Source organism: Rhizobium rhizoryzae (assembly GCF_011046895.1).
GTDB classification, from domain to species: domain Bacteria; phylum Pseudomonadota; class Alphaproteobacteria; order Rhizobiales; family Rhizobiaceae; genus Neorhizobium; species Neorhizobium rhizoryzae.
Window position 1 is genome coordinate 95,435 of record NZ_CP049250.1, and the last position, 16,464, is coordinate 111,898.

A 16,464-nucleotide genomic window follows, 5' to 3' on the forward strand; every position below is an offset into this window, starting at 1 on the left:
GAACGACGGGTTTGGAACTTAGGTACCAAAGGCGGCGGGTTTAAGTTTCCCAGATTTTAGCAGAAATTGCAGCGTGTAAGCGACAGAAAGGGCGTCGTCCAACGCATCATGTCTCTTCAAATCTGGGTGCTCAAGACCGTAATAGCTTGCCAACTTGCTGCTGGGAGTTCTTGCCAAGTCCTCAAAAGGCATCCCAGCTGCAAGCAATAGTTTGACTGCGTTATCGAACCGGAACGCTGGAATAGGTGGTTGAATACCCTCAACGTAGCAACTGATTGCAACCATGTTGAGTTCGTCTTTTCCCCATGACCAGAAATTTGCGCCATCAGAAAAGCGGTCAAGACTATCCAGCGCTGCCGCTAGAGGCTTGCCGTCTGCGTTGATCTGCTCTTCGGTGATACCGGTCAGATCTGTGAAAAATCCGTCAATTGGATAACGAGCACCATGCCGGTCATGGGGCTTTACGTACGCTTTAAAGGTCTCCAATATCGGGAACCCATCATCGAGACCAATTTTCACTGCCCCGATCTGCGCAATGACGGGATCGGGATCAATAGCCGCGCACCAGAATCGGCTTTGGGAACCTTTGACGCAGAGAAACTCGCAATCGAATATGATAGCTGTTTTCACGCGTTTCTCCTCGCAGAAGTGATCTTACGAGGAAACTACTTGCATTTGTCGGCTTGGCAACGTCGGAGTTTTGCACCTAATTGCGGTATACTGACACTCCGTCGCTACTGCTGCAACGGCGGGTTTGAGACCAAAAACAATATATCGAGATCCTTTTCCGGCCAGAAATCGGTCTTCTCCAACACGAAGGTGGTGGGGCCGGTTTTCTTGATGCCATCGGCGCAGAGGCTGAGGTAATTGTCGGGCTTGCCCTTGTCGATGGTCAGCTTGAACTTGGAGATCGAGCCGCCCCAGTTTGCGCCGGTTTTCAGCACGTAGGAGAGCCAGCTCTCCGTGTAGTAGGGTCCACCTGAGCGGGATGCCTTTTCCAGCTTCATCGCCGTCTTCAGAAAGGCGTCGTCGATGCAGTAACGGTCCTTGTAGCTCGCATAGGTCTCGTTGGTCTTGCCTTCGCTCAGGAACGATATGGCGACCGTGCCGCCGACGCTCGGCTTGTAGCGATGGCTGACCCGCACCGGCTTCTTGGCCGGGAAAGTGGTTTTCCAGTAATAGACCGATTGCAGGGTCCACATCGGCGTGTAGACAGTCTGCATCCCCTGCCCTGCATCGAAGGTATCGGCATAGACGAGGCCTTTGCTTTCCCAATCCTTCAGGGTTTCCGGCGGCAGCGCCTTCAGCGCTTCGAGCGTCTTGTCTGCATAGGGGCGGAACGGAACCTTGCTGGCTTTCAGCAGATCCGTGTAATCGACGGAGAGCGCGCTGACACGCTGCTGCAACTGCGGCGTGATCGCCTTGCCGTCCTGCGTCACGGAGAAGCCAAGGAAGTTATCGGTCTCGTAATCCGGGATTGCCACGTTGCTATCGGGACGGGCCGTAATATCCGGCATGGGAAAGGCGATGATGCTTTCGATATCCTTGTCGCCACTGTTCTGGAAGACATAGTCAACGCGCACTTCGTCCATGGAAAGGAACAGGTTTTCCTCGACCATCGAAACATCGGTACTGATGACATAGGCCAGGCCGCCCGTGCGCAGTTCCGCCATCGTATCATTGGCGAGCGCGGGTGCGGCCAGGCAAAGCGCCGCCACGGTTGCAAGAAGCAGATGTTTCATGATCGGGTCCCCTCAGATTACCGGGGAACTTAGCGCGGCATGGATTTTACCGGAAGGGCGTCAAATGCGAAAAAGGGCCGCTTTCGCAGCCCCTCAGACTGCTGACAATCTTGCCTACCAGCCGCGACGTCATTGTCGGCCTTGTGCCGAGAATCTACTGAAGTCCAATAAAATCAATCTGTTGTGGATGCTCGGGACAAGCCCGAGCATGACGGAAGACTGCGGAAAACCCTTTGTCAACACATTGAAGGGGCCGCTTTCGCAGCCCCTTCCGGATGTCTCATCCATGAGGATTGATCAGAACTCTTCCCAGTTATCCTGAGACGGTTTGGCCTGCGGTGCGCCGCCGCCAAATGCCTTGGCCAGCGTGTTGTGCAATGCATTGGCGGGCGAAGCTTTCGGGCGCGAAGTGGTTGTGGCCGCAACGGGACCACGGCCAATGGCGGGACGTGCAGCAGGCCTTGCCGCTGCGTGTGGCGCTGGCTGTGCCACAGATGCGGGCTTGGCGCTGGCGGCAGGGGCGGCAGAAGCGCTTGCGTTGAAGGAAGAGCGCGCGGCACCGTTTGCAGGCGTTCCCAACTTGAACTGGCGCAGCAACTCGTCCAGCGAACTGGCTTCGCGGGCAAGCGAATGGCTGGCTGCCGTCTGCTCTTCCACCATGGCCGCGTTCTGCTGGGTGTTGTGGTCCATGGCGGAAATCGCCTGATTGATTTCCTGAAGACCAAGCGACTGCTCCCGCGTCGAGGTGACAATCGCCTTGATGTTGTCGTTGATTTCCTGAACCTCGACAACGATGGCCTGGAGTGCCTCGCCGGTTTCACCAACGAGCGCCACACCTGCATCCACCTGCTGGCTGGATGTGGTCAGAAGCGTCTTGATTTCGCGGGCCGCATTGGCGGAGCGCTGGGCCAGCTCGCGCACTTCCTGCGCAACGACCGCAAAGCCCTTTCCGGCCTCACCGGCACGCGCTGCCTCGACACCCGCGTTCAGAGCCAGAAGGTTGGTCTGGAAGGCAATATCATCGATGACACTGATGATATTGTTGATTTCGCTGGATGATTTGGAGATGCCCTCCATAGCGGATACGGCACGGCGCACGACTTCGCCCGAACGCTCGGCCCCCACGCGCGCCCGCTCGATGCGCTGGCCGACATCCTCGGCGCGCTTGGCGGAATCCTTGACGGTCGTGGTGACTTCCTCGATGGCGGCAGCCGTTTGTTCGACAGAGGCAGCCTGACGCTCCGTGCGCTTGGCGAGATCGTCCGTCGCGGAACGAATTTCGGCAGCACCGGCATTGATGGCAGAGGCGTTGTGACCGACGCTTTCCAGAGCGCCCTGGAGTTTTGCGAGCGCCTGGTTGAAGTCCACACGCAGGCGATCCAGATGATCGGCAAAGGGATTGTTGAGGCGGTAGGCGACATCGCCATCCGCCAGCTTGACCAGTCCTTCGGCCAGCGAATTCATGGCGAACTCGATTTCTGCCGTTTCGCGCGCCTTGCGGGCATCATTATCCTGACGCTCGCGATCCGAGGTCAGGCGGATACGGTCCGTTTCGGATGCAAGCCGCAGTTTCTCGACCGCCGCATCCTTGAACACGGCAACGGCCTTGGCCATCTGGCCCACTTCATCGCCGCGATCGAGTGCCGGAACCTTGATCTCATGGTTGCCGTTTGCCAGTTCCGTCATGGCGCTCGTCATGCCAACGATTGGCGTCACAATCGCGCGAGACAAGAGCCAGATGAGCAGCGTTGCAATGAGACCCGCTACGCCGCCACCGATAATCAAGGTCCAGAGAACGGCTTCATGAGCAGATTGCTGCTGTGCAATCATGCCGTTCTTGAAGGCCTGCGCCTCAGCGCGGACCTTGGCTGCTGCCTTTCGGAAATCTGCCAGCTGCGCGGTGCTTTCCCCAGCTTTTGTGTCAGCGACGGTGCCTTTGGCCTGATAGGCCTTCACCTGCGGCTCGACCACGTCCTTGTTGAAGGCATCCGCTGCGCTGCGCATCTGCTGCAAGCCAGTCAGAATGCCTGTTTGCCCAACCGCCAGCTTTTGTACGGCATCCAGAGCCGCAATGGTCGCGGAACGCTGGGCGCTGATGCTGGCCAGCATTTCTGCATTGCCGGAGATAAGGTATCCGCGCAGAGCCAGAGCCTGTTCCAGCTGCGCTTCTGACGCGGCAGCCACAATGGTGTCTGCCTCTTGCGCCACGACCAGAGCACCGGACGCTTGCGACGATTTGAGGCCCTGCCAATAAACAACGGCAGAGGCGCAGCCACAGACAAACATCAGGGCGAGGAATGTCGAAATGATTTTCTTACTGATGGACAGGTCTCGGAATGACATCGGGTACCGCTTTCGAACAGCAATATGCATAGCCTTACAGAATCGCAGTTGAGTTAATATTGCGTTGCTCTCTTCGCTCGAAACGATAATTGCCCGTCGGAAACCACGTGTTTCTACAGATACTTAAACAGACGATTTGAATAAAATGGCATTCGTCATTTTCAGGCCAGACTCGGGAATGCGGATGCAAGGTGCGAAAAGCCTTGCGTTGAACGAGCGCGAACGGCATGGACACAGTATGACAGCAAAGACATCACAGAAAGCGGGCGAGAGGCTCGACCAACTTCTCGTCTCACGAGGGCTTTTCGAAAGCCGGTCTCGCGCACGCGATGCCATTGCCCGTGGCACGGTGCAGGTCAATGGCTTGACCGTGACCAAGCCTGGTCAGGTGGTTTCGACCGACGCCGCGCTGGTGGTGGACGATCCGGCACAGGCCTATGTCTCGCGCGCGGCCCTGAAGCTGATCGCGGCGCTTGATCATTTCGGCATCGACCCGGCTGGCATGCGCTGTCTGGACATCGGCGCCTCCACCGGCGGCTTTACCGAGGTGCTGCTGGAGCGGGGCGCATCCCATGTCGTTGCCGTCGATGTGGGTCATGACCAGATGAACGAACGCATCGCCTCCGATGAAAGAGTAACCAATCTCGAAGGCTTGAACGCGCGAAACCTGACGCGAGACGATATCGGCGACGATGACATCCACCTCGTCGTGTCGGATGTCTCGTTCATATCGCTCAAGCTCGCCTTGCCGCCAGCCCTGGAACTCGCAGAGTCGGGCGCGCTGTGTGTGCTGCTCGTCAAACCGCAATTCGAGGCCGGACGTGAAAATATCGGCAAAGGCGGCCTCTTACGCGATCCTTCGTCCGCTCCCGCCATCGCGGAGAACCTCAAGGCATGGCTCGAACAGGACATGGGCTGGAAGGCTCTTGGCCTGATCCCCTCTCCCATTGCCGGTGGCGATGGCAATCACGAATATCTTCTGGCTGGAAAAAAGCCCGCCGCCCCTTCGGAAACGACCGCATCATGAGCACCGAGTCCTACACCATCACCTCACTCACCTCCAAGGGTATGGGCTTGGCCCATGCGGCGGATGGGCCGGTCTATGTGCCTTTTGCGCTGCCGGGCGAAACCGTGGCGGTGGCGCGTGTGGGTAATGAGGGCACGGTCATTTCCTACGGCCCTCCCTCCCCCGATCGCATTCAGCCTGCCTGTCGTCATTTCGGGCCTGAAGGCAAAGGCGGCACCTGTGGCGGCTGTTCGCTGCAGCATCAGGCGAAACCCGCCTACAATGCCTACAAGCGTGATCTGCTGATCAACGCGCTGAAATCAAAGGGCATCGACGCGCCGGTCGGCGACCTGATCGAAGCACAGCCGCACCAGCGCAGGCGGCTGGTGTTCACGGTCCGGCGGCCGGAAAAGGCGCTTGTCATCGGTATCAACCAGGCGGAGACACATCATGTCGTGCCGGTCGAGGAATGTCCCATCGCGTCGGACGGACTGATTTCGCGGCTGGACGCATTGCATATCATTGCGCGTGCAACAGGCCATGACATGTTCCGCATCACGGTGACGGAAACGCTGACCGGTCTTGATATTTCCATGGATGGATTACGTTCCGGCCTTGGCGAGCGTGAGCGGCGTGCCGTGACGGAGGCTGTCATGGGTCTTCGCGGCATTGCGCGCGTTTCGGCCAATGGCGAGATCGTGGTCGAGCCGCACAAGCCGCAGCTGGATTTCGACGGTGCCTGCGTCATCATTCCACCCGGTGCATTCACACAAGCCACGCGTGAAGCGGAAGAGGCCATGGCAAAGCTTGCCATCGAGCATATCGGCAAAGCCAAACGTGTGGCCGATCTCTTTGCCGGGATTGGTACCTTCGCGCTGAGAATTGGCCGCAAGGCAAGCGTTCACGCCGTCGAATCCGAAGAGCGGGCGGTCAAGGCGCTGGATCAGGCCGCGCGTATGACGCAAGGGCTGAAGCCCGTTACGGTGGAGAGACGCGATCTTTTCCGCCGCCCGATGACCCCGCAGGAACTCAAGGTCTATGACGCTGTAATTTTCGACCCACCCCGCGCCGGCGCCGAAGCACAAAGCGCGGAACTTGCCCGTTCACAGGTCAAGCGGATCGTTGCGGTCAGCTGCAATCCGCTTACGCTTGCACGCGATCTCGCCATTCTCGCGAAGGGCGGCTATCGCATCAAGTCAGTGATCCCGGTCGATCAATTTCTCTGGTCACCCCATGTGGAAGCTGTGGCGCTTCTGGAAAAGTAACATTCCGCAGAAGCGCCTTTGCAAGGATCGATCAGAACTCTTCCCAGTTCTCTCCGGACTTGACTGCGGCGTTACCATGGAAGGCATGGGCGATCTTCGCCGTCATTTTCTTGACGGGCGGTGGCGCGACCGGGCGCGAGATGGCTGCGGCCTGGGCAATGGATGGTCCCGTGCGACGGGCCATCGGCTCACCACCGATCTTGAACTGGCTGAGCAGTGCGAACAGTTGCTCGGCTTCCCGCGCCAGAGCGTGAGAGGCTGCTGACGTCTGTTCAACCATGGCGGCGTTCTGCTGCGTGCCCTGATCCATCGTGTTGACTGCGGTGTTGATTTCCTTCAACCCCGTCGCCTGCTCACGCGAGGCCTCGACGATCGCGCCGACATTTCCGTCGACCTGCACGACTTGGCTGACGATCTCCTGTAGTGCCTTGCCGGTGCTGCCAACCAGGTTCACGCCATTCTTGACGTAATCATTCGAGGTATTGATCAGCGCCTTGATTTCCTTGGCCGCCGTTGCGGAACGCTGGGCAAGTTCACGCACTTCCTGCGCCACGACCGCAAAGCCCTTGCCTGCTTCGCCTGCACGCGCGGCCTCGACACCTGCGTTCAACGCCAGCAGGTTGGTCTGGAAGGCGATCTCATCGATCACGCCGATGATATTGCCAATCTCGCCCGCGGACTGCTCGATCTTGCCCATGGCTTCAACCGCCTGGCTTACGACATGGCCTGAGTTTTCCGCATGTTCCTTGGTGCGGCGTACCAGTTGACCGGCGTCCTGGGCACGCTGGCTGCTATCGGCAACCGTTGTGGTAATTTCCTCCAGTGCTGCTGCCGTCTCCTCGACGGAGGCCGCCTGCTGCTCTGTCCGCTTGGACAGGTCGTTCGAGGCAGACTGGATTTCCTGCGAAGCAGCGCTGATGGCGCTGGCGTTCTGCGCAATCGTCTGGAGGGCTGCACGCAGTTTCGATGATGTTTCATTGAAATCGACGCGCAGGGTTTCCAGCGCCGGAACGAAAGGAACGGCCAGCGCCTGGGTCATGTCTCCCTCCGACATGGCTTTCAGCGCACCGGCGAGTTGCTGGACATTCGATACCCGCTCGCTGACATCCGTGCCGAAGGCCACGATCTTGAAGACATTGCCGCCGATATCGGTGATCGAACTGTAGGACGCCTGCATATGGACCCGTCTGCCGCCCTTGCCGACAAACAGGAACTCGTCGCAGACATGATGGCCACTGGCCAGTCTGCTCCAGAAGCCCCGGTATTCTTCGCTGCTGGAATGCTGGACGTCACAGAACATGGAGTGATGCTTGCCCTGAATTTCTGACAGCTGATATCCAAGCGCGTTCAGAAAATTCTCGTTGGCCGTCAGGACCTCGCCGGTTGGCGAAAACTCGATCACGGCCTGCGCCTGACCCAATGCCTGCAGCTTGCCCTTGTCTTCCGAACGCCGAAGGTTCTGCTCGGTGATATCGGTTGCGAACTTGACGATCTTGTAAGGCTTACCGCCACGCATCACTGGATTATAGGATGCTTCGATCCAGATCTCGCTTCCATCCTTCCGGACCCGCTTATACTGGCGGCGGTCGAACCGACCCTGGGCAAGCCCTTCCCAAAGCTCCTGGTAAGCTTTCGATGACGCGTCTTCCGGACGCAGGAAAATGCGGTGGTGCTTGCCGACGATCTCGGAGAGCTGGTAGCCGAGGGTGCGACAGAAATTCTCGTTTGCGCTGATGATGGTGCCATCCGGCTTGAACTCGATGATGGCCTGCGATCTGTTCATCGCCTCCAGCACTGCTTTTGCATCCGCGCTACCAATTCCAAACATCTTTTCCCCCGAAATTGCTCTTGGCCCGCTCCTTGCCCGTTGCTTGAACACAAGCGAAACACGGAGCCCGATGACGCAATTTGTCAGGCAAATAACTTTACGGTCGGTAAAGTTTTAATCGAAATATAAATTTCCGCTATATTTGGATATCTTCTGTTCTTTTACATTATATATTTCTGTTATTCAAATAAAATCCTCGGTTTCAGCTGATCACCTGCGCGACACCAATGAGGGAAGATCGCAAGAAATTTGCCGGGGTGGCCCATCGTGCAGACAGCATCAGTTGGCGAGCTGAAGCGTTCCATTGCCGGTGACGCCATCGCAGCGACACCGTCCGCCGACGCGACCTTCCGTGGCACGGCAAACATTGGGATATTGCTGGCTGGAGCTTTGCGGCTGCGGCACGACGCAGACGTAACGCTGCCTTGGTTTGTAGTCATTGCTGTTGTCCGTGCGCGTATTGACCCCGCCACCGCCGATCACCGTGCCGCCCTGCTGGGCGCCGGCAGTCATGGCACTGGCGAAGATGATGAGCGCTGCAGAAATCAAACGTTTCATGACAATCTCCCGAAAAGCTGTTTCCGACCCTGGAATCTCCGCCGTTAACCGGAGATGAACGTCTTGCCTGCGGATACGACAAGAGGCGCCGGAAGTTCCGGCGCCTCGTGAAGCGTTTCAAACGTTGTTAACAGCAAGTTATGCTGCGCGGCGCGAATGCCCGGTTGACGCTTGGCGATCATCGATCCGGAATTGCGCAATGAGGCTGTTCAAAGTCGCAGCCTCGCTGGCAAGGCCATGGCTTGCCGCCGTCTGCTCTTCGACCATGGCAGCATTCTGCTGGGTTCCCTGATCCATGGTGTTGACCGCCGTGTTGATCTCCTGAAGGCCAGTCGACTGTTCACGCGAGGCGGTCACAATAGCGTGGATATGCGTATTGATCTCCTGTACCTCCCGGACGATGACGGCGAGCGCCTCGCCCGTCTGGTTGACGAGATCGACACCGCCACGCACCTGATCGCCAGACGTGCTGATCAGTGCCTTGATTTCGCGCGCAGCCGTGGCGGAGCGCTGGGCCAGTTCGCGCACTTCCTGCGCCACAACGGCGAAGCCCTTGCCTGCCTCACCCGCACGCGCTGCCTCGACACCGGCATTCAAGGCCAGCAGGTTGGTCTGGAAGGCGATTTCATCGATAACGCCGATGATGCTGGAAATGGCTTCGGACGACTTCTCGATGCTCTGCATGGCCTCGACGGCACGCTGCACCACTTCGCCGGACTTTTCCGCACCGGAGCGAGCGCGTGTTACCAGATTGCCCACTTCTTCTGCCCGTCGCGCCGAGTCCTTCACAGTCGTGGTGATTTCTTCCAGCGCCGCTGCCGTTTCCTCGACCGAAGCCGCCTGCTGCTCGGTACGCCGCGCGAGGTTGTCCGCGGCGGAGCGGATTTCAGCTGCACCGTTATCAATGGCGCGCGCATTGCGGCCCACTGTTGCCATGGCATCATTCAGGCGTTCAACGGCTTCGTTGAAGTCATTGCGCAGCCGATCGAGATCGCCGGCGAAGGGCGTATTGATCCGACAGGTCAGATCACCATCGGCAAGCTGGCCGAGCGAGGTGGCAAGCGAGTTGACGACGAAGGCGATCTGTTCCGCCTCACGGGCCTTGGCAGCTTCACGCTGTAGTCGCTCTTCTTCGGTGAGCGAACGGTTCTCTTCCGCTTCCTTTTCGAGACGCGACTGCTCCATCATGCTGTTTTTGAACACCGCAACGGCTGCGGCCATCCGGCCGATTTCATCCTGACGCTCCGTGCCCGGGATCTCGACGGAAAGATTGCCCGCCGCAAGCTTGTCCATGCTGGCCGTCATGGCCGTGACGGGGCGCACGACAACGCGGGAAATGACGTAACCGAGCATGCCGGTCATCAGGAGAACTGCCAGCAGAGTGGCAACGGCACCGCCCAATCGCGCATTGACCAGAGATGCGAAGACGACATCCTTGTCGAACACGAAGCCCAGCTGCCATTTCACGTTGGGCAAACCCTGAACTGCGACAAAGCTGACCAGAACCGGCTTGCCGTTGAATTCTGCCTCGGCGAGCGCGGTTGTACGGTCCTTTACCGAAGGAAGAATGTCCGTCAGCGACTTGTTGATGAGATCGGCATTCGGATGCAGCAGGATCTTGCCGGCATCGTTCATCAGGAAAGCATGGCCCATGCCATTGAAGTCCAGCGACTTGATCTGGTTGACCAGCGTCTTCAGCGGGAAGTCACTGCCAGCGATGGCGATGATCTTGCCATCCTTGCGGATGGGCGCCGCAGACGTGATCGTCAATTCATTGTCGGAAGCCGACATGTAGGGTTCCGTCAGAATCGTCGCATTGGCAGCGAGAGCCGCCTTGTACCACGGGCGCTTGCGGGGATCGTAATCTGCAGGCACGGACTTCTGCGGCCAGTTGGTGAAGACACCCTGCTCATCACCGACATAGGAGCTGTTGAAGCCCTTCAGGGCTTCATTCTGCAGCATGGATCGGATCTGGTCCGGCGTCGAAAGCTTTTCCGCAGCAGACGCAATCATCTCCGTCAGGCGAATATTGGAGTTGAGCCAGTTGGTCATGCTCTCGCCTGCCAGCTTTCCGGCCACATCCACCTTCTGCTGAATGGCATCGTGCAACAGGTTCGACTGAACGCGATCGCCGTAATAGGCGAAACTGCCCAGAGCAACCACAACAACCGAGGTAGCGGCAACAAGTATACGCGTCATGAGTTTGGTATTTTTGAGCATCCCGATGCCTTCTTCTGTTTTTTTGCACGGCTTGTGTCCGCGTTCCTCGACCCAAAGGAACGCGCCTGGCTTGCCAACTATAAAATGTATCGTTCAGCGCATGAGACCCGATATCATGTCAGGCCGCGAACCGAGACGTGCTCTCGACTGTAATTATTAGGCAAAAGCTTTAAGAATATTTTAAGCCAGCAGACTTCCAGCGGTACCACTCGGGAGAGTATCGCCGGAATTCCACTTCATAAATACGACAATTATCAAGACTGAAAAGAAGCTTATCCTGTTATACTTGTATTACAATTGGACAGGCTGAGCTTGCCCAATCTGTACAGGTCAACGCTTCATGAAGGCTTCGAAGGCTGCCCGTGCTTCCTGACTCCGCAGCTGCGCCTCGAAATGCACCATTTCCGCGTCGATGCGCGTCAGCACTTCCTCCGCATCGCCTCGGACGAGGTTGCGAGCAATCCGGACGGCATTGACTGGCTTTGCCGCGATTGAGGCCGCCAGCGCAAGCGTTTCTGCCTCCAGTTGCTGCGGCTCCACGACGTCCCAGATCAGGCCTGCCGCCTGAGCCTGTTCGGCCGAGAACGGTTTGCCGACGGCCAGCATAGCGAATGCGCGCTGATGACCCATGATGCGGGGAACCAGCAGGCTGGATGCTGCTTCCGGCACCAGGGCAAGGTCCGTGAAAGGCGTGCGGAACTGGCTGCGCGTGGAGGCGACGGTCAGGTCGCAATGCAGGTGCAGCGTGGTGCCGATGCCGATGGCAAGACCATCCACGCCCGAGACCAGTGGCTTGCCGAAGCTTGCCAGAACTTTAAGAAAATCGACGGCAGCCGGAGGCTCCTTCGTTCCCGACATGGCGTAGGTGAGGAAATCACCCATGTCGTTACCGGCGGAAAAGCATCCCTCGGAGCCCAGGAAGACCACGGCACGGATGGATGAATCATGGCCCGCCTCATGGAGAGCCATGACCATCTTGCGATACATGTCCGACGTGATGGCGTTCTTCTTCTCGGGCCGGTTCAAACGTATGACGAAAACACCGGGAAAGGCTTCCGGCCGCTCGATCAGAATATGGTCGGTCATGATTGGTCCTCTTCCTCGGACGGATTAAGCAAGCACGGCGCGGGCTGCCTGAAGGCTGGCTGCGCCATTGATGACGCGATCCTTCAGTGCGGCGGTTTCCGCAATCAGGTTTTCTGCCGTGAACCTGCAAAGCGAAAGACGCTGGTCGCGACCGTGATCCTCTTCCGCAAGAGCGCCCTTGGCGAGATAGACGCCTGTCAACGCAAGCCCGAAGAGACGCTGATAGGGCGTGGCTCCTGCAAGCGCCGAGGCCGAATCTCCCGCGGCGAGCCTTGCCAGCAGCCACTCCGTGGTCTCCTCGAGATCTGCGAGGCTGGACGAAAGACGGGCCGCCGTTTCGCCGAAAGCTTCGAGATTGGAGGCGCGCACCTGCTCTGCGATCTCCTTCAGTTCGCCAATGAAGCCGCGCACGTGGTCGCCATTGGACAGCGGCAGCTTGCGGGTTACCAGATCGGCGGCCTGGATGCCGTTCGTTCCCTCATAGATCGGCGCGATGCGGCTGTCGCGCCACAGGCGGGCGGCACCGGTTTCCTCGATGAAGCCCATGCCACCATGCACCTGAATGCCGAGTGACGCTACATCGACGCCCGCATCTGTCGCGAAGCTTTTTGCAATTGGCGTCAGAAGAGCCGCCCGTTCGGCCCAATGACGCGCCTCGTCTGCGTCGCCATGATGGCTGAGGTCTGTTGCATGGGCGCAGGAATAGCAGATGGCACGAGAGCCTTGGGTCAGGGCCTTCATCGTCACCAGCATGCGCGCCACGTCAGGATGCTCGATGATCGGGCTCATGCCCGAACCTGACCAGCCAGGCGCCTTGCCCTGCGTTCGGTCCTTTGCATATTGGACCGCCTTCTGGGTGGCCGCTTCGCAGATCGCGACCCCCTGCATTCCCACCGCCAGACGCGCATTGTTCATCATGGTGAACATGCAGGCGAGACCCTTGTTCTCCTCACCGATCAGGTAACCGATCGCACCCGGTTCATCCCCGAACTTTCCGTCACCATAGATCATGGTGCAGGTTGGCGAACCATGGATGCCGAGCTTGTGCTCCAGAGAATGGCAGTGCAGATCATTGCGTGCGCCGAGCGAGCCATCCGCATTGAGCAGGAACTTTGGCACAAGAAAAAGCGAGATGCCGCGCGTGCCGGCCGGCGCATCCGGCAGACGGGCGAGGACCAGGTGGATGATGTTCTCGGTCACATCATGCTCGCCCCAGGTGATATAGATCTTCTGGCCGAAAATCCGGTAGGTGCCATCGTCCCGGCGCTCGGCCCGACTTTTCATGACGCCGAGATCGGAACCGGCATGCGGCTCCGTCAGGTTCATCGTGGCCATCCATTCACCGGACACCATTTTCGGAAGATACTGTGCCTTGAGGGCGTCCGATCCATGCGCAACCAGCGCATCAACGGCCCCCATGGTTAGCGTCGGCCCGAGCGTGAAGCCCATGGAGCCGCCGTTCCACATTTCCAGCGCCGCGACATTGAGCATATGGGGCAGGCCCTGGCCGCCAAAATCCGGATCCGAAGTCAGGGAGTTCCAGCCACCGGCCGCCCAATCCTGGTACAGCTTGTCCCAGCCCGTAGGCACGATAACCTTGCCATCCACGAGGCGAGCACCTTCCTTGTCGCCCACCGGACCAAGAGGCGCCATTTCGTCGGACGCGAAGCGGCCCGCTTCCAGCAGAATGGCATCGACCAGATCATCGCTGAGATCGCCCAGCCGACCTTCAGCGATTGCGCCTTTCAGACCTGCAACATGGTTGAGTGTGAAGGCAATATCTTCGACCGGGGCCTTGTACATGGCGCGTCTCCTCGCAACAATCCTCATGCCACCGCGCTGGGCGCGGCGTCTCCTTCCTGCTTTTTACGTAAACGTAAGACGATTTGTCAATCTCCCGTTCGCTCTGACCCTCTTGATCGCGCTGGAGAGCGCTGTCACAAAACTGTTGCGATAGTTGATTACGGCGAATGGGGACGGCCTTCTCCATTGAGTTCGCTACCATTTTCAACGCGCGATCCACGAGGTTCCGGGTGACGATCAATCTCTCAGGACCCACCATCCCCGGCATCGTGTGGGCCTATCGTTGCCACGGGGAAGAGCGATCGTGCACTCGGCTGCCGCCCGATGCCACGCACGACCAGATCATGCTGCCGTTCGACGGTTTCGTTTGGCTGCATTTGAGCCTTGCAGATCAGCGCGTTCCAGCATTTCTCGAGAGCCTTGGCACTGTTCCGGCGGATGTCGTTGCAGCTTTGACCACGCACGAAACGCATGCCTCCATCACGCTGGACGAGCAGAAGATCTACGGAACGCTGGTGGATTTTCAGCGCGAGTTCGACAGCGAGACGCGGGATATCGGCTGGCTGCATTACGCTGTCGTCGACCGCATGATCATCACGACGCGGCTGCAACCGCTGCGCTCCATCGACCGCGTACGGGCAAGCCTTGAGAAGAACCCGGGACGTTGCCGTCAGCCCATCGACATCTTCGAACTGATTGTCATCGAATTCCAACGCACGCTGATTTCGCTCGTCATGGAACTGACGGAAGAACTGAACCAGATCGAGGATATCGTCTATGATGTGGATGCGCGGGACGAGCGCCGCAGACTGGCGCCGGTTCGCCGGACCATCGTGCGCCTGCATCGACATCTTCGCACCATTCTCACCCTGATGCGCCGCGCCAGCGCTTCGGACGACGACGAGATGCCGCCCGGCTTTGACGATACGGCCAGCCGTTTGATGGCGCGACTGGAATCGGTGGATTACGATGTCTATGCGCTGCAGGAGCGCGCGCGCTTGCTGCACGAGGAAATCGACTCGAAGCTCTCCTCCGAAACGAACCGGCACCTTTACATCCTGTCGCTGATGACAGCCTTCCTGCTGCCACCCTCGCTTGTCACCGGCTTTTTCGGGATGAATACCTCAGACCTGCCGTTTGCCCATGGCGTTGGTGGCACCACGCTGGCCTTCGGCTTCATTGTGCTTTCCGTGCTTTGCGCCTGGTGGATACTGCGGCGAGCAAGGATATTGTGAAGCAGAAAAGCCGCCCCGAAGGACGGCTTTATAATCTTCGCAATTCAATCGCTCAATAGAACGGCGAATAGCACTGCTGACGCGGCCCGTGATTGGGCTGGAAGGTGTTGCTGTAGCTATCATACGACCGGTAACGCGCCGCGCAATATTCGTAGTGGCGTGGATTAATGCCGGAGCGCGCCGGGGCGACATAGCGTGGAGCCGGAGCCACATAGCGCGGCTGGGCTGCAACCGCGCCACCGATCAGGGCACCTGCTGCAAAGGCTGCGAGCGGGAACCAGTAGCCGTTGTGATAGCGATAGCCATCCCGGCGCTCGCGATGGCCGCGATAGCCGCCGTAATATCCGTCACGATGGCCGCCATAGTAATCGCGTTCGCGCCAGTATTGCACGGTCTGCACATCGCTTTTCACTTCCGGACGTGCGGTCAGGGGCATCGCTTCGGCGGGCAGGAATGAGGTCGCCAGAACCGCAGCAGACACTCCGAGAAGTGCGATTTTCTTCATCAAACTTGTCATATCCAGTCTCCAACCCGAAACGATCATCTGGAAGGTGTTGAACCCTTCACGATCGAGCTTGTCCGGGTTCAACTTGAGTGTAATCCGAATAGAGAAAGCTTACAAACCGGAAGCTGAACCGCTCATTAACAATTTCTTCAGATTTCCAGCAAAAGGCCCGGACTGTCGGACAGTCCGGGCCTTGTTGAATTGCTGCCGTTAAAGCGCGTCGCGATCTTTCAGCTTCGCTCCTGACGCTTTAACTCTTTGTTTTATCGCATGTCGTTATCGCAAAACCGCTGCACACTTTTGCGCGACATGCTTTAGAAATCAATAAGGCGAGTTGCAGTAGCGGCGCTCGCCCGCGCTATTGGCGACATAAGTATTGTCGTAGGCGCGGTAGGTCTTGTAGCGCTGCTGGCACCAGGCGTAGTGGCGGGAACTCAATGCGCCAGCCGGGGCCACCGCGCGGGGTGCCGTGGTCGCACCGCCGATAATCGCACCGGCTGCAAAAGCTGCCAGCGGGAACCAGTAGCCATTATGGTAGCGATAGCCCGAGCGGCGTTCACGGTAACCGCGATAACCATTATAGTAACCGCCGCGATATTCGTGGCGACGGTCCCAGCGTCGGTCATGACGGCGATCCCATCGGCGGTCAAACTGGACATTGACGACCGGTGCTTCCGCCGATTGCTTTTGCTGTACCGGCGCGAACGGCATGGCCTGAGCCGGGGCAAGGCCGGTGACCGTTACAACGAGCGCCGTTGCCATGACCGCCAGCTTCCTGGTGAAAATACCCATTTTCGGTTTCCTCTGCTTTTTGGTTTGCCGTCCAACGCAGTCGTGGAAGACAGGTTCCGCCAGCAGAGGCACGAAAGCGTG

General features: G+C 58.6%; 13 protein-coding genes. 3 read left to right on the forward strand and 10 right to left on the reverse strand.

The window, feature by feature from the left end:
* Positions 1-18: 18 nt before the first annotated feature.
* The 3 genes from G6N80_RS06810 to G6N80_RS06820 all read right to left on the reverse strand — a co-directional run bounded on the left by G6N80_RS06810 (position 19) and on the right by G6N80_RS06820 (position 4,085).
* The gene (locus tag G6N80_RS06810) at positions 19-630 is read right to left on the reverse strand and encodes a 3'-5' exonuclease (protein ID WP_062553048.1); all 612 of its coding nucleotides are present in this window, start codon (positions 628-630) and stop codon (positions 19-21) included.
* A gap of 104 nt (positions 631-734) precedes the next feature.
* A complete protein-coding gene (locus G6N80_RS06815; RefSeq protein ID WP_165132553.1) occupies positions 735-1,742 on the reverse strand; it encodes a DUF4424 domain-containing protein in 1,008 nt (335 codons plus the stop codon).
* Between the two features lie 297 nt (positions 1,743-2,039).
* A complete protein-coding gene (locus G6N80_RS06820) occupies positions 2,040-4,085 on the reverse strand; it encodes a methyl-accepting chemotaxis protein (RefSeq protein WP_165132556.1) in 2,046 nt (681 codons plus the stop codon).
* 238 nt (positions 4,086-4,323) lie between these two features.
* On the opposite strand from G6N80_RS06820, the gene G6N80_RS06825 reads away from it, so the two are divergent.
* Together G6N80_RS06825 and G6N80_RS06830 are read left to right on the forward strand one after the other, a co-directional pair.
* Complete coding sequence (locus G6N80_RS06825) at positions 4,324-5,112, forward strand: TlyA family RNA methyltransferase (protein ID WP_165132559.1); 789 nt, start codon at positions 4,324-4,326, stop codon at positions 5,110-5,112.
* Complete coding sequence (locus G6N80_RS06830; RefSeq protein ID WP_165132562.1) at positions 5,109-6,356, forward strand: class I SAM-dependent RNA methyltransferase; 1,248 nt, start codon at positions 5,109-5,111, stop codon at positions 6,354-6,356. The genes G6N80_RS06825 and G6N80_RS06830 overlap by 4 nt, the downstream gene beginning before the upstream one ends.
* Positions 6,357-6,387: 31 nt before the next feature.
* Here the strand turns inward: G6N80_RS06830 and G6N80_RS06835 are convergent, their stop codons facing one another.
* The 5 genes from G6N80_RS06835 to G6N80_RS06855 form a co-directional block, all read right to left on the reverse strand.
* A complete protein-coding gene (locus G6N80_RS06835; protein ID WP_062553052.1) occupies positions 6,388-8,184 on the reverse strand; it encodes a methyl-accepting chemotaxis protein in 1,797 nt (598 codons plus the stop codon).
* Between the two features lie 279 nt (positions 8,185-8,463).
* Positions 8,464-8,742 (reverse strand): hypothetical protein, encoded by a 279-nt coding sequence (locus G6N80_RS06840; RefSeq protein ID WP_062553053.1) that lies wholly within the window; start codon positions 8,740-8,742, stop codon positions 8,464-8,466.
* A gap of 138 nt (positions 8,743-8,880) precedes the next feature.
* Positions 8,881-10,962 (reverse strand): methyl-accepting chemotaxis protein, encoded by a 2,082-nt coding sequence (locus G6N80_RS06845; protein WP_062553054.1) that lies wholly within the window; start codon positions 10,960-10,962, stop codon positions 8,881-8,883.
* A gap of 330 nt (positions 10,963-11,292) precedes the next feature.
* Positions 11,293-12,048 carry a crotonase/enoyl-CoA hydratase family protein gene (locus G6N80_RS06850; RefSeq protein ID WP_062553055.1) on the reverse strand — a complete coding sequence of 252 codons (756 nt, stop codon included), beginning with the start codon at positions 12,046-12,048 and terminating at the stop codon, positions 11,293-11,295.
* A gap of 24 nt (positions 12,049-12,072) precedes the next feature.
* Positions 12,073-13,851, reverse strand: a complete 1,779-nt coding sequence (locus tag G6N80_RS06855) for an acyl-CoA dehydrogenase family protein (protein ID WP_165132565.1) — start codon at positions 13,849-13,851, stop codon at positions 12,073-12,075.
* 236 nt (positions 13,852-14,087) lie between these two features.
* Here G6N80_RS06855 and G6N80_RS06860 point away from each other — a divergent pair, with 236 nt between their 5' ends.
* The gene (locus G6N80_RS06860) at positions 14,088-15,086 is read left to right on the forward strand and encodes a transporter (protein WP_246251523.1); all 999 of its coding nucleotides are present in this window, start codon (positions 14,088-14,090) and stop codon (positions 15,084-15,086) included.
* A 52-nt stretch (positions 15,087-15,138) separates the two neighbouring features.
* Here the strand turns inward: G6N80_RS06860 and G6N80_RS06865 are convergent, their stop codons facing one another.
* Both G6N80_RS06865 and G6N80_RS06870 read right to left on the reverse strand, forming a co-directional pair.
* Positions 15,139-15,603: a BA14K family protein gene (locus G6N80_RS06865; protein WP_062553260.1), complete on the reverse strand. Its 465-nt coding sequence runs from the start codon at positions 15,601-15,603 to the stop codon at positions 15,139-15,141.
* Positions 15,604-15,912: 309 nt separating this feature from the next.
* Positions 15,913-16,383, reverse strand: a complete 471-nt coding sequence (locus tag G6N80_RS06870; protein ID WP_062553261.1) for a BA14K family protein — start codon at positions 16,381-16,383, stop codon at positions 15,913-15,915.
* Positions 16,384-16,464: the final 81 nt, after the last annotated feature.